Source organism: Pandoraea cepalis (assembly GCF_902459665.1).
Lineage (GTDB): Bacteria > Pseudomonadota > Gammaproteobacteria > Burkholderiales > Burkholderiaceae > Pandoraea > Pandoraea cepalis.
Map to the genome: position 1 here is coordinate 96,223 of NZ_CABPSL010000005.1, position 20,483 is coordinate 116,705.

17 protein-coding genes and 1 tRNA gene are annotated in these 20,483 nt (G+C 63.6%); 3 read left to right on the top strand and 15 right to left on the bottom strand.

The window, feature by feature from the left end; all coding sequences use genetic code 11:
- Positions 1–18: 18 nt before the first annotated feature.
- The 14 genes from nuoH to PCE31106_RS08985 all read right to left on the bottom strand — a co-directional run bounded on the left by nuoH (position 19) and on the right by PCE31106_RS08985 (position 13,852).
- Positions 19–1,083, bottom strand: coding sequence for an NADH-quinone oxidoreductase subunit NuoH (gene nuoH / locus PCE31106_RS08920; RefSeq protein ID WP_017233019.1), 1,065 nt, complete (start codon positions 1,081–1,083; stop codon positions 19–21).
- A complete protein-coding gene (nuoG, locus tag PCE31106_RS08925; RefSeq protein ID WP_150563047.1) occupies positions 1,084–3,396 on the bottom strand; it encodes an NADH-quinone oxidoreductase subunit NuoG in 2,313 nt (770 codons plus the stop codon).
- Positions 3,397–3,425: 29 nt separating this feature from the next.
- Positions 3,426–4,718 (bottom strand): NADH-quinone oxidoreductase subunit NuoF, encoded by a 1,293-nt coding sequence (gene nuoF, locus PCE31106_RS08930; RefSeq protein ID WP_017233017.1) that lies wholly within the window; start codon positions 4,716–4,718, stop codon positions 3,426–3,428.
- Complete coding sequence (nuoE, locus tag PCE31106_RS08935) at positions 4,715–5,215, bottom strand: NADH-quinone oxidoreductase subunit NuoE (protein ID WP_017233016.1); 501 nt, start codon at positions 5,213–5,215, stop codon at positions 4,715–4,717. Before nuoE ends, nuoF begins: the two co-directional genes overlap by 4 nt.
- A gap of 171 nt (positions 5,216–5,386) precedes the next feature.
- On the bottom strand, positions 5,387–6,640 hold the full coding sequence (locus PCE31106_RS08940) for an NADH-quinone oxidoreductase subunit D (RefSeq protein WP_017233015.1): 1,254 nt from the start codon (positions 6,638–6,640) through the stop codon (positions 5,387–5,389).
- Positions 6,641–6,649: 9 nt separating this feature from the next.
- Positions 6,650–7,249, bottom strand: a complete 600-nt coding sequence (locus PCE31106_RS08945; protein ID WP_017233014.1) for an NADH-quinone oxidoreductase subunit C — start codon at positions 7,247–7,249, stop codon at positions 6,650–6,652.
- Between the two features lie 12 nt (positions 7,250–7,261).
- Positions 7,262–7,741, bottom strand: coding sequence for a NuoB/complex I 20 kDa subunit family protein (locus tag PCE31106_RS08950; protein WP_010807413.1), 480 nt, complete (start codon positions 7,739–7,741; stop codon positions 7,262–7,264).
- 47 nt (positions 7,742–7,788) lie between these two features.
- Positions 7,789–8,148: an NADH-quinone oxidoreductase subunit A gene (locus tag PCE31106_RS08955; protein ID WP_017233013.1), complete on the bottom strand. Its 360-nt coding sequence runs from the start codon at positions 8,146–8,148 to the stop codon at positions 7,789–7,791.
- Between the two features lie 130 nt (positions 8,149–8,278).
- Positions 8,279–8,363 (bottom strand) — tRNA-Leu (locus tag PCE31106_RS08960).
- Positions 8,364–8,506: 143 nt separating this feature from the next.
- On the bottom strand, positions 8,507–8,875 hold the full coding sequence (secG, locus tag PCE31106_RS08965; RefSeq protein WP_026131777.1) for a preprotein translocase subunit SecG: 369 nt from the start codon (positions 8,873–8,875) through the stop codon (positions 8,507–8,509).
- 93 nt (positions 8,876–8,968) lie between these two features.
- The gene (tpiA, locus tag PCE31106_RS08970) at positions 8,969–9,778 is read right to left on the bottom strand and encodes a triose-phosphate isomerase (RefSeq protein WP_150563048.1); all 810 of its coding nucleotides are present in this window, start codon (positions 9,776–9,778) and stop codon (positions 8,969–8,971) included.
- A gap of 148 nt (positions 9,779–9,926) precedes the next feature.
- A complete protein-coding gene (locus PCE31106_RS08975) occupies positions 9,927–10,931 on the bottom strand; it encodes an NAD(P)H-quinone oxidoreductase (RefSeq protein WP_150563049.1) in 1,005 nt (334 codons plus the stop codon).
- Positions 10,932–11,363: 432 nt separating this feature from the next.
- Positions 11,364–11,735 (bottom strand): response regulator transcription factor, encoded by a 372-nt coding sequence (locus PCE31106_RS08980; RefSeq protein ID WP_150563050.1) that lies wholly within the window; start codon positions 11,733–11,735, stop codon positions 11,364–11,366.
- Positions 11,736–11,881: 146 nt separating this feature from the next.
- On the bottom strand, positions 11,882–13,852 hold the full coding sequence (locus PCE31106_RS08985) for a sensor domain-containing diguanylate cyclase (RefSeq protein WP_150563051.1): 1,971 nt from the start codon (positions 13,850–13,852) through the stop codon (positions 11,882–11,884).
- 308 nt (positions 13,853–14,160) lie between these two features.
- On the opposite strand from PCE31106_RS08985, the gene mutS reads away from it, so the two are divergent.
- Complete coding sequence (gene mutS, locus PCE31106_RS08990) at positions 14,161–16,884, top strand: DNA mismatch repair protein MutS (RefSeq protein WP_150563052.1); 2,724 nt, start codon at positions 14,161–14,163, stop codon at positions 16,882–16,884.
- A gap of 11 nt (positions 16,885–16,895) precedes the next feature.
- The gene (locus tag PCE31106_RS08995; RefSeq protein ID WP_150563053.1) at positions 16,896–18,272 is read left to right on the top strand and encodes a hypothetical protein; all 1,377 of its coding nucleotides are present in this window, start codon (positions 16,896–16,898) and stop codon (positions 18,270–18,272) included.
- A 151-nt stretch (positions 18,273–18,423) separates the two neighbouring features.
- Here the strand turns inward: PCE31106_RS08995 and PCE31106_RS09000 are convergent, their stop codons facing one another.
- Positions 18,424–18,957 carry an FKBP-type peptidyl-prolyl cis-trans isomerase gene (locus tag PCE31106_RS09000; RefSeq protein WP_017233004.1) on the bottom strand — a complete coding sequence of 178 codons (534 nt, stop codon included), beginning with the start codon at positions 18,955–18,957 and terminating at the stop codon, positions 18,424–18,426.
- A 130-nt stretch (positions 18,958–19,087) separates the two neighbouring features.
- Here PCE31106_RS09000 and PCE31106_RS09005 point away from each other — a divergent pair, with 130 nt between their 5' ends.
- Complete coding sequence (locus tag PCE31106_RS09005) at positions 19,088–20,311, top strand: ribosomal protein uL16 3-hydroxylase (protein WP_150563054.1); 1,224 nt, start codon at positions 19,088–19,090, stop codon at positions 20,309–20,311.
- The last annotated feature ends 172 nt before the right edge of the window (positions 20,312–20,483 follow it).

Here is a 20,483-nt window from a genome sequence, read left to right on the forward strand (position 1 = left end):
TCCTCTACTCCGTTCGCCTCAGCCCCAGATGTTCCAGGGGGACATGATCCAGACACCCACCACGATCACCCAGATGATCGTCAGCGGCAGGAATACCTTCCAGCCCAGACGCATGATCTGGTCGTAGCGGTAGCGCGGGAACGTCGCACGCACCCAGATGAACACCGACAGCAGCAGGAACACCTTGAACGCCAGCCAGAACACACCCGGGATGAACGACAGGAAGCCGAACGGCGCACTCCAGCCCCCCAGGAACAGCACCGAGGCCAGCGCCGAGATGATGATCATGTTGATGTACTCGGCCAGGAAGAACAGGGCGAAGCCCATGCCCGAGTATTCGATCATGTGACCGGCCACGATTTCCGATTCGCCTTCCACCACGTCGAACGGGTGGCGGTTCGTTTCGGCAATGCCCGAGACGAAGTAGACGACGAACATCGGCAGCAGCGGCAGCCAGTTCCACGACAGCAGGTTCAGCCCCAGGCCCGCGAACATGCCGTGCTCTTGCGAGCGCACGATGTCCGACAGGTTGAGCGAGCCGGCCGTCATCAGCACCGTGACCAGCGCGAAGCCCATGGCGATTTCGTACGAAATCATCTGGGCCGACGCGCGCATGGCGCCGAGGAAAGCGTATTTCGAGTTCGATGCCCAGCCGGCGAGAATCACGCCGTACACGCCGATCGACGAAATCGCGATGGCGTAGAGCAGCCCGGCATTCACGTCGGCCAGCACGGCGCCCGGCTGGAACGGAATCACCGCCCAGATCGCGAAGGCGGGCAGCACGGCCATCACCGGCGCGATGGCGTAAATGCCCTTGCTCACCTGCGACGGCGTAATGACTTCCTTGAGCAGGAGCTTCAACACGTCGGCGATCGGCTGGAGCAGACCGGCCGGGCCCACGCGGTTCGGGCCCAGACGCACGTGCATCCAGCCGATGAGCTTGCGCTCCCACAGAATCAGGTACGCCACGCACAGCAGCAGGATCACGGCCACGACGAGGATGCGGACCAGCGCCCACACCGTCGGCCAGGCCACGCCCAGCAGTTGCGTGCCGTATTGATTGATGACTTCGTTCAGGCTCATTTACGCCTTCTCCACCGAAATTTCACCGAACATCGCGCCAAGCGCGGCGGATGCCGGCGTGGCCGCCGGCACGCGCACCACATTGGCAGGCAACGTTTCCGAACGCGCAGCCGGCAGCGTGACCACCGCATCGCCCTGACGCACGCGCACGGCGTCGCCCGCGGCGAGGCCCAGGCGATCGAACAGCGCCGCCGGGAGCGTGGCACGCAGCGCGGCCTTGGCGTCGTTGGTCAGTTGCAGCGACGGGGCACGGCGTACCAGCGCGTCGGCCGAGTAGATCGGCACGTCGGCCAGACGCTCCAGGCCCTGCCCGGCTGCCGTCGGTGCAGCCAGCGCGGCCTTGGCGCGGTTGTCGAGCGAGGCGGCCGAGAATCCGGCGAGCGCTTCGTCGCGCACCTGTTCCGCGGTGTCCTGCGCGAAGCCTTGCAGCTTGAGCAGATTGCCCAGCACGCGCAGCACCTTCCAGCCCGGACGCGTCTCGCCCAGCGCACGCACCACACCGTTGAAGTGTTGCGGCAGCCCTTCGGCGTTGACGAACGTACCGGCCGTCTCCGTGAACGGGGCGATCGGCAGCAGCACGTCGGCGTACTCGAGGCCGTGCTTGAACGGCGAGAGCGAGACCACCATCTTCGCGGCGTTCAATGCCGTGAGCGCTTGCTTCGCATCGGCCGAGTCGTACTCCGGCTCGGCGTTCAGCAGCAGATACGCCTGGCGCGGTTGCGCGAACAGCGCAGCGGCGCCCTTGGCGTTCGTGGCCTTCACCGCGTAGGCACCGACCGTGTTGGCGCCTTCGGTGAGGAAGCCCAGCGTGGCGCCGGTGATATCGGCGATCACTTGCGCGATGGCGTGCAGTTGTGCGAATTGCGGATGCTGCACCACGGCGTTGCCCAGCAGGATGGCACGACGCTCGCCGTTCACCAGCGAGGCGGCGATGGCCTTGGCCGTATCGCTGACGTTCACGCCGGCGAGCTCAGTCGGGGCGGCAACGCCCTTGGCCGCCGCCGCGGCGAGCGCGATACCGGCCAGCTCGCTCACCCATGCGCTCGGTGCGGCGATGATCTTGTTGGCGAGCTTCACCAGCAGATCGTCGTCCGAGCCGTGCAGCACGTGCAATTGGCCACCGGCCTTCACGGCGGAGCGCAGACGCGAAGCGAACAGCGGATGATCCTTGCGCAGGAACGAGCCGACGACCAGCGCGCTTTGCAGCGTGTCGAGGTCCGCGATCGGCAGGCCGAGCCACGGAGCCCCCTGGGTGCCGCCCGACACGTCCGTCTGACGCAGACGGAAGTCGACGTTATCGCTGCCCAAGGCGCGCACGAACTTTTGCAGCAGGTGCAGTTCTTCGATCGTGGCGTGCGGCGAGGCCAGCCCGGCGACGGCATCGGCGCCGTGGTCGCGGATGATGTCCGTCAGACCATGCCCGACATATTCGAGCGCCGTCTGCCAGTCGACTTCGTGCCACTCGCCGCCTTGCTTGAGCATGGGCTTGGTGAGGCGCTCGTCGCTGTTCAGACCTTCGTACGAGAAACGATCCTTGTCCGAGATCCAGCATTCGTTGAGCGCTTCGTTTTCGAGCGGCACAACGCGCATGACCTGGTTGTTCTTCACTTGCACCACGAGGTTCGCACCCACGCCGTCGTGAGGGCTCACCGACTTGCGGCGCGACAGCTCCCACGTCCGGGCGCTGTAGCGGAAAGGCTTCGAGGTCAGGGCACCGACCGGGCACAGGTCGATCATATTGCCCGAGAGTTCGGAGTCGACCGTCTTGCCGACGAACGACGTGATTTCCGAGTGCTCGCCGCGCCCCAGCATGCCGAACTCCATCACGCCGGCCACTTCCTGGCCGAAACGCACGCAACGGGTGCAGTGAATGCAGCGCGACATCTCTTCCATCGAGATGAGCGGGCCGACATTCTTGTGGAACACCACGCGCTTCTCTTCCTGATAGCGCGACGCCGACTTGCCGTAACCGACGGCCAGGTCCTGCAGTTGGCACTCGCCCCCCTGATCGCAGATCGGGCAATCGAGCGGGTGGTTGATCAGCAGGAACTCCATCACCGATTGCTGCGCCTTCACAGCCTTCTCGGAGTTGGTGCGCACGATCATGCCGTTGGCCACCGGCGTGGCACAGGCCGGCACCGCCTTCGGGGCCTTCTCGACCTCGACCAGGCACATGCGGCAGTTCGCGGCGATGGACAGCTTCTTGTGGTAACAGAAGTGGGGAATATAGGTGCCGTTCTTCTTGGCAGCCTGGATCACCATGCTGCCTTCGGGCACCTCGACCTTTTGGCCGTCAATTTCGATTTCAACCATAGCGGTTCAATGCCAAGCGTCAAAAGGGATTAGTGAGCGCCGACCAAGCAATGCTTGTGCTCGACGTGGTAGGCGAACTCGTCCCAGAAGTGTTTGAGCATGCCGCGCACTGGCATCGCTGCGGCGTCGCCCAGCGCGCAAATGGTGCGGCCCATGATGTTCTCGGCCACCGAGTTGAGCAGGTCCAGATCTTCCTGGCGGCCTTCGCCATGCTCGATTCGATTGACCACGCGCCACAGCCAGCCAGTGCCCTCACGGCACGGCGTGCACTGACCGCACGATTCTTCGTAGTAGAAGTACGACAGGCGCAACAGCGAGCGCACCATGCAGCGTGTCTCGTCCATGACGATCACGGCGCCCGAGCCCAGCATCGAACCAGCCTTGGCGATGCTGTCGTAGTCCATCGTCGTTTCCATCATCAGCCCGGCCGGCACGACCGGTGCCGACGAGCCGCCCGGAATCACGGCCTTGAGCTTCTTGCCACCGCGCATGCCACCGGCCAGTTCCAACAACTCGCCGAACGGCGTGCCCAGGGGCACTTCGTAGTTACCCGGCAGCTCGACGTCGCCCGACACCGAGAAGATCTTGGTGCCGCCGTTGTTCGGCTTGCCCATTTCCAGGTACTGCTGCGGGCCAGTAGCCAGCAGGAACGGAACCGCGGCGAACGTCTCGGTGTTGTTGATGGTCGTCGGCTTGCCGTACAGACCGAAGCTCGCCGGGAAAGGCGGCTTGAAACGCGGCTGGCCTTTCTTGCCTTCAAGCGATTCGAGCAACGCGGTCTCTTCGCCGCAGATGTACGCGCCATAGCCATGGTGCGCATGCAGCTCGAACGAGAAGTCCGTGCCGAGAATGTTGTCGCCCAGATAACCGGCAGCGCGCGCTTCCTCGAGCGCTTCTTCGAAGCGTTCATACACTTCGTAGATTTCGCCGTGGATGTAGTTGTAACCGACGGTGATGCCCATGGCGAAACCGCCGATGGCCATGCCTTCGATCAACGCATGCGGGTTGTAGCGCAGGATGTCGCGATCCTTGAACGTACCGGGTTCGCCTTCGTCCGAGTTACAGACAAGGTATTTCTGCCCCGGGAACGCGCGCGGCATGAAGCTCCACTTGAGCCCCGTCGGGAAGCCTGCGCCTCCGCGGCCACGCAGGCCCGATGCCTTGACGTCGGCAATGACCTGCTCCGGCGTGAGGCCTTCCTTCAGGATACGGGCAAGCTGCTGGTACCCCCCGCGCTTGACGTAATCTTCGAGGTGCCAGTTCTCGCCATTGAGGTCGGCGAGGATCAGCGGCTTGATGTGACGGTTGTGCAGCGACGTCATGCTTTCTCTCCCGCGGCGCCCGTGGCCTTGAGCTCGTCGAGGAGCGCGTCGACCTTGGCTTCGTTCATGAAGCCGCACATGCGATGGTTGTTCACCAGCAGGACGGGTGCGTCGCCGCAAGCGCCCATGCACTCGCCTTCCTTGACCGTGAAGAGACCGTCCGGCGTGATGTCGTTGTAGTCGACACCCAGCTTCTCTTTCAGGTACTTCGCCATCTCTTCGCCACGCGTAAGCTGGCAAGGCAGGTTCGTGCACACGGTCAACTTGAACTTGCCCACGGGGCGCGTGTTGAACATGGTGTAGAAGGTTGCGACCTCTTGCACCGCGACTGCGGGCATCTCGAGGTAGTCCGCCACGAATTGCATCACTTCGGGCGACAACCAGCCTTTCTCGACCTGCGCTACGGCAAGGGCGTGCATCACCGCCGACTGTTTCTGGTCGGCAGGGTATTTGGCAACGGCACGGTCGATTTTCTTCAGGGCTTCGGGAGAAAGCATTTCCGATCCGACGGTTCTTTAAAACGTTATCCCCGCTCGCGCCAGCGCTGGCAGACCGGTTTTTTCGGCCACCCGCGACTCACAGGCACGGCAACTGGAACGGCAATGGCATCGACCTGCGAAACCCTGCCGAATTAAAACTTAAGGGCGCCAGAGGCGCCCGCTGCGCGTTTAGCGATCGATCTCGCCGAACACGATGTCCTGGGTCCCGATGATCGCCACAGCATCGGCAATCATGTGACCCTTCGCCATCTCGTCGAGCGCGGAAAGATGGGCAAAGCCCGGCGCACGAATCTTCAGGCGATACGGCTTGTTCGCGCCGTCCGACACCAGGTAGATGCCGAACTCGCCCTTCGGGTGCTCGACGGCGGCATACGTTTCGCCGGCGGGCACGTGGAAGCCTTCGGTGAAGAGCTTGAAATGGTGAATCAGCTCTTCCATGTTCGACTTCATTTCGACCCGCGAGGGCGGTGCCACCTTGTGATTGTCCGTAATCACCGGACCTTCATTGGCACGCAGCCACGTCACACACTGGCGGATCAGGCGGACAGACTGGCGCATTTCTTCCACGCGCACCAGATAGCGGTCGTAGCAATCGCCTTCCTTGCCCACAGGAATGTCGAAATCGAGACGATCGTACACTTCGTACGGCTGCTTTTTGCGCAGATCCCAGGCAATGCCCGAGCCGCGCAGCATAGCGCCGGAGAAGCCGAGCTGCATGGCACGCTCGGGCGACACGACGCCGATCCCCACCAAGCGCTGCTTCCAGATACGGTTGTCGGTGAGCAGCGTTTCGTACTCGTCGACACACTTCGGGAAGCGGTTCGTGAAGTCTTCGATGAAGTCGAGCAGCGAGCCTTCGCGTGCTTCGTTCATCTTTTTGATGGCGCGCTCGTTGTGGAACTTCGATGCGCGATATTGCGGCATCGCGTCCGGCAGGTCGCGATACACGCCGCCCGGACGGTAGTAGGCCGCGTGCATACGGGCACCCGAGACGGCTTCGTACACGTCGAACAGGTCTTCGCGTTCACGGAAGGCATACAGGAATACCGCCATCGCGCCCACGTCGAGTGCGTGGGAACCAATCCACATCAGGTGATTCAGAATCCGCGTGATTTCGTCGAACATCACACGGATGTATTGCGCGCGAATCGGCACGTCGACGCCGAGCAGCTTCTCGATCGCCATCACGTAGGCGTGCTCGTTGCACATCATCGAGACGTAGTCCAGACGATCCATGTACGGCACGGATTGCAGGAACGTCTTCGACTCGGCGAGCTTTTCCGTCGCGCGGTGCAACAGGCCGATGTGCGGATCGGCGCGCTGGATCACTTCGCCATCCAGCTCGAGCACCAGGCGCAGCACGCCGTGCGCTGCCGGGTGCTGCGGACCGAAGTTCAGAGTGTAGTTCTTGATGTCTGCCACAAGGCCACCTTAATGTTTCAGACCGGCGTAATGTTCTTCGCGGATGATGCGCGGCGTAATTTCGCGCGGCTCGATCGTCACCGGCTGATAGATCACCCGCTTCTGCTCGGGGTCGTAACGCATTTCAACATAGCCCGAGGTCGGGAAGTCCTTGCGGAACGGGTGACCGATAAAGCCGTAGTCCGTCAGAATGCGGCGCAGATCCGGGTGCCCTTCGAACACGATACCGACCAGATCGAAGGCCTCTCGCTCGAACCAGTTGGCCGAACTCCACAGATCGATCAACGACGCCACGACCGGCAGATCGTCGTCCGGGGCGAACACGCGCACGCGCAGACGCCAGTTGTGGGTCAGCGAGAGCAGATGCGAGACGGCGGCGTAGCGCGGGCCGTCGTAGGCACCGTCGCCGTAGGCCGAGTAGTCCAGGCCGGCAACGTCCATCAACTGCTCGAACTTGAGCTCGGGATGATCGCGCAGCGTGCGCGCGACCTCGAGATAGTCGCTCGCCTTGACGGTCAGCGTCAGCTCGTCGAGGGCTTCCACCAACTGCTCGGCGCGGGCGCCAAGCACGTTTTGCAGGGTGGTCTTGAGTTGTTCTAGTTTAGACATGGGCGGGAGCGGTTATTTACGCGCGATCGTCGCAGTCCGCTTGATCTTCGACTGCAACTGGATGATGCCGTAGACGAGCGCCTCGGCCGTCGGCGGACAGCCCGGCACGTAGACGTCGACCGGCACGATGCGATCGCAACCGCGCACCACCGAGTAGGAGTAATGATAGTAGCCGCCGCCATTGGCGCACGACCCCATCGAGATCACCCAACGCGGCTCGGCCATCTGGTCGTACACCTTGCGCAGCGCGGGTGCCATCTTGTTGCACAGCGTACCGGCCACGATCATCACGTCCGACTGACGCGGGCTCGGGCGGAACACCACGCCAAACCGGTCCAGATCGTAACGCGCCGCGCCGGCGTGCATCATTTCGACGGCACAGCAGGCCAGGCCGAACGTCATCGGCCACAGCGAACCCGTGCGCGTCCAGTTGATGAGTTTGTCAGCCGTGGTGGTGACGAACCCTTCGCGCAAAACCCCTTCGATGCTCATATGCTTACCCTGAATCCTTCTGCAATGCGGCCAATACGATGCCGGCCTTATTCCCAGTCGAGCGCACCGCGCTTCCAGAGGAACACGAAACCGATCAGCAGCTCAAGCAGGAAACCCATCATGGAGATAAAGCCCACCCAGCCGATATCGCGCAGGGCGACGCCCCACGGAAACAGAAATGCCGTTTCGAGATCGAACAGGATGAAAAGGATGGCGACGAGATAGTAGCGCACATCGAACTTCATGCGCGCGTCTTCGAATGCCTCGAAGCCACACTCGTACGGAGAGAGTTTTGCGCTGTCGGGTTTGTTGGGGCCGAGGAATTTACCGACCCCAATCAGTAGCGCCCCAAGACCGCCACCTACCAGAATGAACAGCAGGACGGGATAATAGGTTCCGAGGTTCAACTCTACCCTCTTTTTGGTTAGTCCAAAAACCGCTTTCGTCATTGGCGTGGGGGCCAAAAAGCGGATGAACAGTGAGCACAAAATAAAATGCCAGCCAAAGCATAAACGCAAGGCTGGCATCGGAGAACTGTGGTGCCGACGGCGAGACTCGAACTCGCACAGCTTTCGCCACTACCCCCTCAAGATAGCGTGTCTACCAATTTCACCACGTCGGCATTCAAATTCTGCAATCCGCTGTCACTTACGAATCGCTTCAAGACCGCTATATTAGCGCTCTTCAGCATTTTGTTCAACGCACAAATCGATTTTTTTTCGATTTTCTTTACAGCTTATTACACGTTGCAAACCGTGCTGCGACTTACTTCGGCACGTCCTGCGGATTGGCTGCGGAAGCACTCACCGGTGCACTTGCCGCGACCGCGCCCGACGCCGTCATCGGCGACGTTGCGGCCGGCAAATTACCAAGGACACCGATGTTTGCCGCCGGCTTGTACGAACCGAGATACGTGAGACCCAGCGTGGTTACGAAGAACACGGCCGCCAGCACTGCCGTGGTCCGCGACAGGAAGTTTGCGGAACCCGACGCACCGAAGAGACTGCCCGACGAACCGCTACCGAATGCAGCGCCCATATCGGCACCCTTGCCATGCTGGAGCAACACCAGACCGATGATGCCCAGCGCGGAAAGCACCTGCACCACGATCAACAACGTTTTCAACAACCCCATCTCATCACCCGTATAGAAGAATCCGATTTGCCGTGCATTTTTGGTGCACCGCATCATAACCATTTCGTGCCGTTACGAAACCCGGCATCGGCATCAGCGCGACAGACCCGCCTCGCAAATCGCCAGAAAATCGACCGCCTTCAACGCCGCCCCGCCGATCAACCCACCATCGACATCCGCCATCGAAAACAGCTCTGCCGCGTTATCCGGCTTCACACTGCCGCCGTACAACACCGCCACATCCATCACCGCCTCGCCCTTCGCACGCAGCAGCGAGCGCAAATGCGCATGCACTTCCTGCGCCTCGGCCGACGTTGCCGTCTTGCCCGTGCCAATCGCCCAGACCGGCTCATAGGCCACAACAATCTGGACCGCCTGCGCCGCCGTCAGCGCCGCGAGCACCGTATCGAGCTGACGCGTCACGATAGACATCGTTTCGCCGGCTTCACGCTCGGCGAGCGTTTCGCCGACGCACACGATCGGCGTCATGCCCGCGTCGAGCACTCGCAAGGTCTTTGCCGCGACGCCCGCATCGGTCTCGCCATGGTACGTACGACGCTCCGAATGCCCCACAATCACGAACTGTGCGCCGAACTCGGCAATCATCGGCGCGGAGACTTCGCCCGTGTAGGCACCACTCACCTGCGCCGACACCTCCTGCGCACCGAAGCCCAGCACCTGCCCCGAGAGGCGGGCCTGACATTGCGCGAGATAGGGGAACGGCACACACACGACCGCCGTAACGCCCGGGGCGCTCAACACCGGTGACGCCAGCAGGTCGCCCAGCAGCGCCTCGTTGCCGGCCAGACTGCCATGCAGTTTCCAATTGCCCACGACGAGCTTGCCCGCCTTGCGGCCTAGGGTGCGAGCCGAAGCCGCAGTACCCGCAGTACCGATTGTCACGCGTGATCCCCCAATGCGTAAGGACGAAAAACCTCTCATTCTAGTGCGTCAGGGGCATGGGGGTCAATTTCGCCGACTTTCAAACGTGAGAATCCGCATGAAATGGGGCTTTCACGCGGATTCGCCTCGTGCGCCGACGCGAGATGACTTACCAGGTCAGCACGATCTTCCCGACATGCGTACTCGTTTCCATCAATGCATGGGCTTTGTCTGCTTGGTCGGCCGGGAACGTCTGATAAATCACGGGCCGGATCTTGCCAGCCGCGAACAACGGCCAGACCTTCTCGTAGAGGTTCTGTGCAATCGCCGCCTTGAACGCCACCGAGCGCGGACGCAGCGTCGAGCCGGTCACCGTCAGGCGGCGGCGCAGCAGCGCCCCCATATCCAGCGTGGCCTTGCTGCCGCCGAGCAGCGCGATGATCGCGATGCGCCCATCGAATGCCAGCGCCTGCACTTCACGCGGCAGATAGTCGCCCCCCACCATGTCGAGCACGACGTCCACACCGCGATCGCTGGTGAGCGCCTTCGTCACGGCGACGAAATCTTCGGTTTTGTAATTGATGCCCCGCTCCGCGCCGAGTGCTTCGCACGCGCGAGCCTTTTCATCGGAACCGGCGGTCGCGAACACGCGATGGCCCATGGCCACGCCGAGCTGGATCGCCGTCACGCCGATACCGCTCGTGCCGCCCTGCACCAACAACGTCTCCTTTTCGCCCGACTCGGTCTCGCCGAGGTGAGCGCGATCGAACACATTGCTCCACACGGTGAAGAACGTTTCGGGCAGCGACGCCGCCTCGACGTCCGAGAGCCCCTGCGGCACCGGCAGCACCTGCGAGAGCGGCGCGGCGCAGTACTCGGCATAGCCCCCGCCCTGCACCAACGCACAGACGCGCGAGCCGACGTTCAATCCCCAGCGGTTAGCCGGGTCGTCGAGCTTGCCATCGACGATCTCGCCCGCCACTTCGAGCCCCGGCAGGTCAGAAGCGCCCGGCGGCACGGGATACTGCCCGATGCGCTGGAGCACGTCGGGACGGTTCACGCCCGACGCGGTGACCTTGATGAGCACTTCGCCCGGCTTGAGTTCCGGGCGCGGCCGCTCAGTGAGCTTGAGCACTTCCGGTGCGCCGTATTGGGTGATCTCGATCGCCTTCATCGTGTCTTTCCTCGGTTGTCTGGACGACGCGCCGCATCGACGCCGGCCGCCCGTCTCGTTTCGTGGGATCGCGAGTCGTGCGGCCGCCCGCGAGTCAAACGCTACGCGCGCCATGCCACAGACCTCGCATGAAAAATGGTGTCGAGCCGTACCTTATCACCGACGGCGCGATCGCGTCGGCCGTCGACGCAGGTCTCGGCGGCATTCGGGATCAAACAGGATCAAACAGGATTATTCGGGACAACTGAGGGACAACTGCGGGACTACGACCAGACAGGGGAACACGCGGACGCCGGGGCACTGGCACGCGCGCCGTTTGACGAGCGCGTCGCGTGCGATCTCAAGACCGCGCACGACGCGCCGGGTTAGCCCCAAAAGCGGGGCGCCGGCTGCCCGAAGGCCGCTCGGCGCCACCACCTCGCCCTGGCGCCGTCAGGCGACGCCTTCCGACCCTTCGTCGATCAGCCCGTGACGTATGGCGTAGTCGGCCAGCTCCGCACGATCGTCAAGCGCGAGTTTGTGCAGAATTTGTGCAACGTGTGATGCAATCGTCCGCTCGCTCAAATGCAACGCGTGCGCGACTTCATTGACGGCCAGGCCGTCGACCAGCATATGAAACACTTCATTTTCGCGAATCGACAAGCTCAGGTGCCTAGACTTGTCGTCGTGTGCATCGGCGTCGTGCCGCGCGCGCGGCCCCCGATGCGAAGCCTGCGGTGGCTCACGGCGCGCCCCGGGTTCGCGCCACCCTGCGTCGGAAGCCGCCCGCGATGCTGCCCGGCTTCGTCCGCCTTCGAGTTTCATGCCCGCCTCCTGTAAAGAAACGTCCCACGCCCGAACCGCCGGCCGCACGTCGAGGCGAACGGAGGGCGTCGCCTATTGTGCGTCAGACAATTCACGCTCGTATCTTCGGGGAAGCTGATCGCTGTCGCGCATTCGATTGGTTGTGCCTAATCCGCCACGCATGCACCGTCGCCGAGCACGAAGCGGCCGCGGCCACCATGCTTGGCGTCGTACAGCGCGCGGTCCGCCGCGTCGAACATCATGTCGGGCGTCTTGACTTCACCGCTCGCGACCATCGCCACGCCCACGCACGCACCCACCGTAACGGCCCCGACGGACAGCGACATCGGCCGCGACGTTGCATCGAGAATCGACATGGCCGTGCGCTCCACATCGAGAATATCCTGCACGTCACGCATGATGACGGCGAATTCATCGCCACCGAAGCGGGCAATGACGTCGCCGTCGCGCACGCTCGCGACCAGGCGTTTGGCCAGACGTCGCAGCAACTCGTCGCCGAGCGCATGCCCCCACGTGTCGTTGACGAGCTTGAAGCGATCCAGATCGACGAACAGCAGCGCTTGCGCGCCGCCCCCCTCGCGCGCCACGCGCAACGCACCCGCCAGCGCCTGATCGAAGCCCTTGCGATTGAGCAGCCCGGTCAGATGATCGGTGTGCGATTCGCGCCGCCAGCGCCGCTCGTTCGAGCGCTCCACGGTGATATCGCGGACAAACACATGAACGCCGGCGAGGACATCGTGCATGGCCCATTCCGGCTGATAGCTCACTTCAAAGCAGCGGAACGCCGCGTCGTCGCCAAAATCCCAGATGAACGTGGCGGCTTCGCCCGCGAATGCCCGGGCGAGATGCGGCGCGAACTCGCGATAGAGCGATGAGCCGAGCAGCTCGCTCGCCGTCGCCCCGAGAATGCGCTCACGCGGCCGCCGCAACCGCAGTTCACAGGCCCGATTCACGAACGCAAAGCGCTCGTTGCTGTCGAGAAACGCGACGAGATAGGGCACCCGATCCGCAATTTCCTGCATGTGGCGCACACTCGCCCGCGCCGCCTCGCGCGAGCCCTCGAGCGCCTCGGTACGATCGCGCAGTTGCTCCATCATGTCGCGAAACGCGTTCGCGAGCGCCCCGATCTCGTCGGCACGCTGGACAGGCAGCGACTGCACTGCGCGCATGTCGCCGGCGCTGCGCTGCACGAGGTCGCGCAGTGTATCGAGCGGACGCAGCATGTGCCGCGCCATCCACCACATCGCGAACGCGGCCAGCCCGATCGCCGCGATCGCGAGCAAGATCACGCGACGCCGCACGCGCGCAAGTGGATCGAACGCTTCGGCGCCGGGCAACACTGCGACAACCGACCAGCCGGTCGTGGCCATGGTCGCGCGCGCCACCAACGGATGCATGCGCAAGAGAGGGTTCGGCCCCGGATCACGCACGCCGCAGAGCGTCTGCGCCGGGCCGACGGGCGAAAGAATCTTCGTCACGTCCGCCTGAATGACATAGCGCGCGGGATTTTCGTTCGTCGTTACACAGTAGCGGCCGGTCGCGCCGATCGCATTGCTCACCAGATCGACCATGAAGTTTTGCCGCAGCAGATTGATCGCGCCGCCGATCACGGCAATCGTCTTGCCCTGCGCGTCCACGACGGGTACCGCGAGGATAATGCCCGGCGAGCGGGTGATCCTGCCCGCAATCAGTCCGGACGCCGCCTGAGGCGCGCCCGCGAGCACCTGCCGGAAATAGTCGCGATCGGCAATGTTGATCGCCGTGGCGGGGAACGTCGAGTCGTAGCGCATACGGCCGTCGGGCGCGGCGACGAAAATCGTGTTGAAGGTCTGGGGCATCGACACCGACATGTTGGCGAAGGCATCGAACTGGGCGAGCGACATCGCGTCCGGATGGCCAAGGTGGCGCGCCATGCGATGCAGAGCGAGAAACTTCCCGCGCATCTTGTCATCGAGCTGTTCGGCGACAAGCTGGACCTGGGTGTCGAGCTGCGCCTGCATCGAGCTTCGCAACTCCCCATAGACGAAGAATTCGATGCCGACCGCGACGCCGACGATCAATATCATCGAGACCAGGGCCGTCGTGGCCGCGACCCGTCCCTTCAACGACTTCACCATACTGGCCCGTGAGAGAGTAGCTTGTGATGCTTTTTGGTTATTTTTGCGGGTGCTTATCCCCGAAACGGCACATTTTCCGGAAACTTGAGCATAATTTGCCGCCTTCGTGTAACCACCTCATCGACACTCGCTTGCGACATTGCCGGATGGCGGCTAACGATGTTCGCCGAACCCGTCGTAAAATTGCGCATCCAACGCGCCACGAGGGGGCGACGCGGCGCGCGCCACGCTGAATCGGCGCGGTATCGCACGCCGGCAGGGTCTCCCCGCCCCCCTCGTGACCCGATCTGCCCGACCCGACCGAATTCATGACGAGCACCCAAGCCCAAGCCACCCCCGCCGCCGCTGCACCGATGACGCCGATGATGCAGCAGTACACGCGCATCAAGGCCGACCATCCGAACATGCTCGTCTTCTATCGCATGGGCGATTTCTACGAGCTGTTCCACGACGACGCAGCCAAAGCGGCACGACTGCTCGACCTGACGCTCACCGCGCGGGGCCAGTCGGGCGGACAACCGATTCGCATGGCCGGTGTGCCGCATCACGCCGTGGAGCAATACCTCGGCAAGCTCGTCAAGCTCGGCGAGTCGGTGGCCATCTGCGAGCAGATCGGCGATCCCGCCACCGCCAAGGGGCCGGTCGAGCGCAAGGTCGTGCGCATCGTCACGCCCGGCACGCTGACCGACGCCGCCTTGCTCAGCGACAAGGTCGACCAGTATCTGCTGGCCGTACACATGCCGCCGGCGCGACGCGCCAGCGAACGCGTCGCCGGCCTCGCCTGGCTCTCGCTCGCCAGTGGCGAGCTGCGCCTGATGGAAGTCGCCGCTGACAAGCTGCCGCGCGAGCTGGAGCGCATCCGCCCGGCCGAGACGCTGGTGCCCGACAGCGCCCTCGAAGCCTTCGAGGGCTTCTCCCTCGGCACCACGACGCGCGTGCCCGACTGGCACTTCGACACGGCCGCCGGCACGCAACGCCTGCGCGATCAACTGGGTGTCGCGAGCCTGACGGCCTTCGGCTGCGACGGCCTGAACCCGGCGCTCGGCGCAGCCGGCGCATTGCTGCAGTACGCAGCGGCCACGCAGGGCCAGTCCTTGCGCCATGTGCAAAGTCTGAACGTGGAGCGGGAAGCCGCCTATATTGGCCTCGACGCGGCCACGCGGCGCAACCTGGAACTCACCGAAACGCTGCGGGGCACCGAATCGCCCACGCTGCTCTCGCTGCTCGATACTTGCGGCACCACGATGGGCAGCCGGCTGATGCGCCACTGGCTGCATCATCCGATGCGCGATCAGCAGGTGCCGCAGTCGCGCCAACTGGCCATTGCGACGCTGCTCGAAGGCCCGGGTACGTGGCGCGCGCTGAACAGCGAATTGCGGCATGTGGCGGACGTCGAGCGAATCACGGCCCGCCTGGCGCTGCTCACCGCGCGGCCACGCGATTTATCGAGTCTGCGCGACGCGTTGCGCCGCCTGCCCGAACTGCACACCACGCTGCGTGCCGTCGAAGCGCGTTCGCCGCTGCTTGCGATGCTGCACGAAGACCTCGCGATTCCCGAGGCTGCGCTGGCCATGCTCACGGGCGCCATCGCCGAAGAACCGGCGGCCATGCTGCGCGACGGCGGCGTCATCGCGCGCGGTCACGATGCCGATCTCGACGAACTGCGCGATATCTCGGAGAACTGCGGCCAGTTCCTCATCGATCTGGAAACGCGCGAGCGTGCGCGCACCGGCATCAACAATTTGCGGGTCGAGTTCAACAAGGTGCATGGCTTCTACATCGAAGTCACACGCGGCCAGACCGACAAGGTGCCCGACGACTATCGCCGCCGCCAGACGCTAAAAAATGCCGAGCGCTACATTACGCCGGAGCTCAAGACGTTCGAGGACAAGGCCTTGTCCGCGCAGGAGCGCTCGCTCGCGCGGGAGAAACTGCTGTACGACGCGCTGATGCAAGCCCTGCTGCCGCATATCACCGAGTTCAAGCGCATCGCGCAGGCGCTCGCCCAGTTGGACGTTCTCGCCGCGCTGGCCGAGCGTGCCGAAACGCTCGGCTGGGTCAAGCCCGAGCTGGTGGAGGATCGCGTGGTCGACATTCGCCAGGGTCGCCACCCGGTCGTCGAACGACAAGTGGAGCGCTTCATCGCTAACGACTGCTCGCTGGGCGACGCGCGCCGCCTGCTGCTCATCACCGGCCCGAACATGGGCGGCAAGTCGACCTTCATGCGTCAGACCGCCCTCATCGCCCTGCTCGCTTACGTCGGCGGCTACGTGCCCGCCGAGGCGGTGCGACTTGGCCCGCTCGACGCCATCTTTACGCGAATTGGCGCGTCGGACGACCTCGCGGGCGGACGTTCGACGTTCATGGTCGAGATGACCGAGTCGGCTGCGATTCTGCACACGGCGACCGACCAGAGTCTGGTACTGATGGACGAGATCGGGCGCGGCACGTCAACGTTCGACGGTCTCGCGCTGGCCTGGGCGATTGCGCGGCATCTGCTTGGGCACAATCGCAGCTACACGCTGTTCGCCACCCACTACTTCGAACTGACGCAACTGCCCGACGAGTTTGCGCAATGCGCGAACGTGCATCTGTCCGCCGTGGAGCACGGCGAAGGGATTGTGTTTCTGCACGCGGTGCAGGACGGTCCAGCCAGTCAGAGCTACGGATTGCAGGTCGCGCAACTTGCCGGGGTGCCGATGCCAGTCATTCGCGCGGCGCGCAAGCATCTCGCGTTACTCGAACAGCAGGCGCTCGATCCGGCCGCCCCACAACTCGATCTGTTTGCGCCACGAGCGCCGGTCGATGCCGGCGTCGATGACCCGTCGGAGGACGCCTTGGATAGCGCGTCGAACGGCCCGCTCGCGACGCAGGGCAGCCGTGGCTCGACGCACAGTGCCGCCGCCCTCGATCCCGCCGCCGAGGCGACGTTGGCACGTCTGTCGCAGATCGATCCCGACGAGTTGCGCCCGCGCGAAGCGCTCGACCTGCTGTATGAACTGCGCGGCCTGATGGACGGCCGCAAGCACTGACGTCGCCCCTCATGCCGAGCCTGCCTCGCCTGCGCGCCCCTCGTCACACAAGCCACGGCCTGCGCGCCGTGTGCCTCTTGGCGCTCGCGTTCGCGCTCGTCACGGGCACCGCACCGACGACGGCCGCATCGGCAAACGCCAGGATGGCCACGACGTCCAGGGGGAAGACAGCGGCAAAGCCCGGCGCCAAAGGCCCGCGCAAGCCGCCACCGTTCGAATTCGCGGTGCTGGGCAACACCCCCTTCGGCAACACGGAGGTGCCGGTGGTGCGCAACGTGCTCGCGAGCATTGGTGACAGTCAGGCCGTGTTCGTCGTCCATGCGGGCAATCTCAAAAGCGTGACAGAGTCGTGTCGCGACGAACTCGTCACGCAGCGTCTGAGACTTCTCGCCAGTTCGCCCAAGCCGCTCATCTACGTACCTGGGGCGAACGACTGGGCCGATTGCCAGCGCGCCACTGAGGGCGGCTACAACCCCGTGGAGCGGCTCGACTTCCTGCGCGATCAAGCGTTCAGCGACGATGCGTTGCTCGGCCCCGGCCCCGTGGGTCACGCGCCACTCGATCTCACGCGTCAAAGCGACATGGCACGCTTTCGCCAGTATCACGAAAATGTGCGATGGTTCTATAACGGCGTGGTATTCGTCGGCCTGAATCTGCCCGGCAACAACAACAATTACCGCTCGGCGGGGGGACGTAACGGCGAGTTCGAGGATCGGGCCGTGGCGACACGCGTCTGGCTGCAGCATGCGCTCGTCTACGCGAAGCAGAAGGAGGCGGTCGGCATGGTCATCATTGCGCAGGCCGATCCCGCGTTCGAACCGGCGCGACGCGCAGGGCTGGGAAGTCTTTTCTCGGATCGCGTGGGACGCCACGGCGTCGACGGCTTCAAGGAATTCCGGATGCAGTTGCTACGGCTCACGAATCGCTTCAAAGGACCGGTGCTGCTCATCGACAGCGGCAAGACAATGCGTCACGTGCAACCGCTGCGCGATGCCCACGGCGCACCGGTGAAGTCGTTCACCCAACTGAGCACCTACGGCTCGCCGACCGCGAATCGATGGGTGCGCGTGCAGGTCGATCCGGGCGCGTCGCCGCTCTTCCGTTTCGAGGGGGTGACACTACCGTCCAATGGCGCCGCGGTACCTAACACCCCGCGCGGCGGCGCAACATCGGCGCCCAGCGGAACCCCCGCCGGTGCGGCAGCGCCGACGCCCGGCAGCTTGCCCCACGCAATGCCCTATGCAGCGCCCTATTCGGCACTCTACCCGTCGTCCGGTATGTCGAACGACCTGGGCCCGGCCGCGTCGGATCCCAATCAAGGGGTCATGCCCATCGGGCCGGCGATCCATCCGAACACGGGGACGCGCGCCCCCGGGCGCGGCAACTGAATGCTCGCCTGAAAACGCAAACGCCGAATCAGGCGCATTGCATGTCGCAATGCGCCTGATTCGGCGAAAGCCCGCGTACGGCGCGTGCGTCTTGCGTCACTTGCCCGGCCGTACGCCATCCGGCGGCGGCGGGCAGCGCGACGCGTCAGCCTCAATGCAGCGTGGGCGCGTCGTCCTGATCTTCGTCTTCGTCGACAACTTCAAGCCCCGACGCGCCATGGGCGTGCTGGTGCTCGATTTCTTCTTCCGTCGCCTGACGCACGTCGGCCACCTTCAGCTCGAAACGCAGTGCCATGCCCGCGAGCGGGTGATTGCCATCGAGCACGACCTTGTCTTCGGCAACGTCGGTCACCGTGTAGATCAGCGTGTCGGCCTCCTCGTCGCCATCTTCCGGCGAGCCTTCGAACTGCATGCCGACTTCGAGCGGATCCGGAAAACGACCACGCGCCTCGATCTTGATCATCTCGGGATCGTAGTCGCCGAACGCGTCGGACGGTTCCAGTTGCAGTTGCGTTTCATAGCCCACGTCCTGCCCGTCGAGCGCTTCCTCGATCTTGGGGAACGTGCCATCATATCCGCCGTGCAGGTAAACCATCGGCTCGGCGCCGCTTTCTTCGATCAGGTTGCCCTGAGCGTCCGACAACTTGTAAGTCACCGAGACGACGGTATTCTTTTCGATCTTCATCAAACTCTCCGAAAAACAGCCCGCATTATACGCGCAGCTGCATGACATCGCCCCGCGCGCAACCCGACGCCACCTTGAATCGTACAACGGCGTGCGTGGCGCAGCCCTCTCTTGATGCATTGATCCACCCATGACGACATCCCGCACCCCCTCGCCTCTGCTCGGCGGCCTCGCGCCGGACGCATTCATGAAGCGCTACTGGCACAAGCGCCCGCTCCTCATCCGCCAGGCCATTCCCGGCTTCACGGCGCCGCTCTCGCGCGACGCGCTGTTCGCGCTGGCGGCGCGGGACGACGTTGAATCCCGATTGATCAGCCATGCCCGCAAACGTTGGCAACTCGAACATGGGCCGTTCGATGCCGATGATCTGCCCCCGTTGAGTCGCAAGCAATGGACGCTGCTCGTACAGGGGGCGAATCTCCACTCGCCGGCGGTCGACGCGCTCATGCAACAGTTTCGCTTCGTTCCCGACGCGCGTCTGGACGACGTAATGATCAGCTACGCCACCGACGGCGGCGGCGTCGGCCCGCACCTCGATTCCTACGACGTTTTTTTGCTGCAGGCGCATGGCAAGCGACGCTGGCGTATCGGACCGCAGCGCGACACCACGTGGCTCGATGGCGTGCCGTTGCGCATCCTGAAGCACTTCGAGGCCGAAGAGGAGTGGGTACTGGAACCGGGCGACATGCTGTATCTGCCGCCGGGCTATGCGCACGATGGCGTAGCGCAAGGCGAGTGCATGACCTACTCAATCGGCTTTCGCGCGCCGCTGGAGCAGGAAATGCTTCAGAACTTTCTGTACTACCTCGCGGAAAACGCGCCCGCACTACCGTTCGCCCGCCATTTTGCGGGCCGTTACGCCGACCCGGGACAATCGGCCGTCAAACATCCGGCTGCGCTACCCGATGCCATGATCGAGACGCTTGTGGCGCAGCTCGAAAAAGTGCGTTGGGGACAAAAAGAGGTCGAGGATTTCCTTGGGCGTTGGCTGAGTGAGCCCAAGTCGCATGTGTTTTTCGATCCGCCGGAAACCCCGCTTTCGGCAACAAGATTCGTGCGCGAAGCGGCCGCGCGCGGCTTGACCCTCTCGCCCAAGACGCAATTGTTGTATCGACGCAACCGATATTACGTCAACGGCGAGCCGCTCGACGTCCCTGTCGATGCGCGCGCGACCTTGCGGCGCCTCGCTGACCGTCGTCAGTTAAATGCAGGCGAATGTGCGAATTTGGGGCAAAAAGACCAAGAAATCGTCGAAATTCTGTACGATTGGTATGCTTCCGGGTGGCTGCAGGTGGAAAGTGACCGGAAGACCCCGCTAAAGTTGCGCGCCGTAAGGAAAAAAGCGGAGAAATGACGCGAGATTGACGTGACGGGTTGGGGAAAACCCAATATAATTTCTCGCCAAGCAGCTTGCATGACCAAGGGTAATCCTCAATTGCCAATGTCTCGCAATCGGCTTTGCGCTGGCAAGAGCGTATTACCGTAATTAATATTCATTCGCTTGTCTTCTACCATAAAAGGACGTG

Bases quoted from the DNA above. Each gene is read 5' to 3' on its own strand.
- PCE31106_RS08995 (WP_150563053.1), top strand. From the start codon at position 16,896: ATGCCGAGCCTGCCTCGCCTGCGCGCCCCTCGTCACACAAGCCACGGC.
- PCE31106_RS09000 (WP_017233004.1), bottom strand. From the start codon at position 18,957: ATGAAGATCGAAAAGAATACCGTCGTCTCGGTGACTTACAAGTTGTCG.
- nuoE (WP_017233016.1), bottom strand. From the start codon at position 5,215: ATGCTTTCTCCCGAAGCCCTGAAGAAAATCGACCGTGCCGTTGCCAAA.
- PCE31106_RS08980 (WP_150563050.1), bottom strand. From the start codon at position 11,735: ATGAAACTCGAAGGCGGACGAAGCCGGGCAGCATCGCGGGCGGCTTCC.
- PCE31106_RS08985 (WP_150563051.1), bottom strand. From the start codon at position 13,852: ATGGTGAAGTCGTTGAAGGGACGGGTCGCGGCCACGACGGCCCTGGTC.
- mutS (WP_150563052.1), top strand. From the start codon at position 14,161: ATGACGAGCACCCAAGCCCAAGCCACCCCCGCCGCCGCTGCACCGATG.
- nuoG (WP_150563047.1), bottom strand. From the start codon at position 3,396: ATGGTTGAAATCGAAATTGACGGCCAAAAGGTCGAGGTGCCCGAAGGC.
- nuoF (WP_017233017.1), bottom strand. From the start codon at position 4,718: ATGACGTCGCTGCACAACCGTCACATCAAGCCGCTGATCCTCGCCGAC.
- PCE31106_RS09005 (WP_150563054.1), top strand. From the start codon at position 19,088: ATGACGACATCCCGCACCCCCTCGCCTCTGCTCGGCGGCCTCGCGCCG.
- secG (WP_026131777.1), bottom strand. From the start codon at position 8,875: ATGGGGTTGTTGAAAACGTTGTTGATCGTGGTGCAGGTGCTTTCCGCG.
- PCE31106_RS08945 (WP_017233014.1), bottom strand. From the start codon at position 7,249: ATGTCTAAACTAGAACAACTCAAGACCACCCTGCAAAACGTGCTTGGC.
- PCE31106_RS08950 (WP_010807413.1), bottom strand. From the start codon at position 7,741: ATGAGCATCGAAGGGGTTTTGCGCGAAGGGTTCGTCACCACCACGGCT.
- PCE31106_RS08975 (WP_150563049.1), bottom strand. From the start codon at position 10,931: ATGAAGGCGATCGAGATCACCCAATACGGCGCACCGGAAGTGCTCAAG.
- nuoH (WP_017233019.1), bottom strand. From the start codon at position 1,083: ATGAGCCTGAACGAAGTCATCAATCAATACGGCACGCAACTGCTGGGC.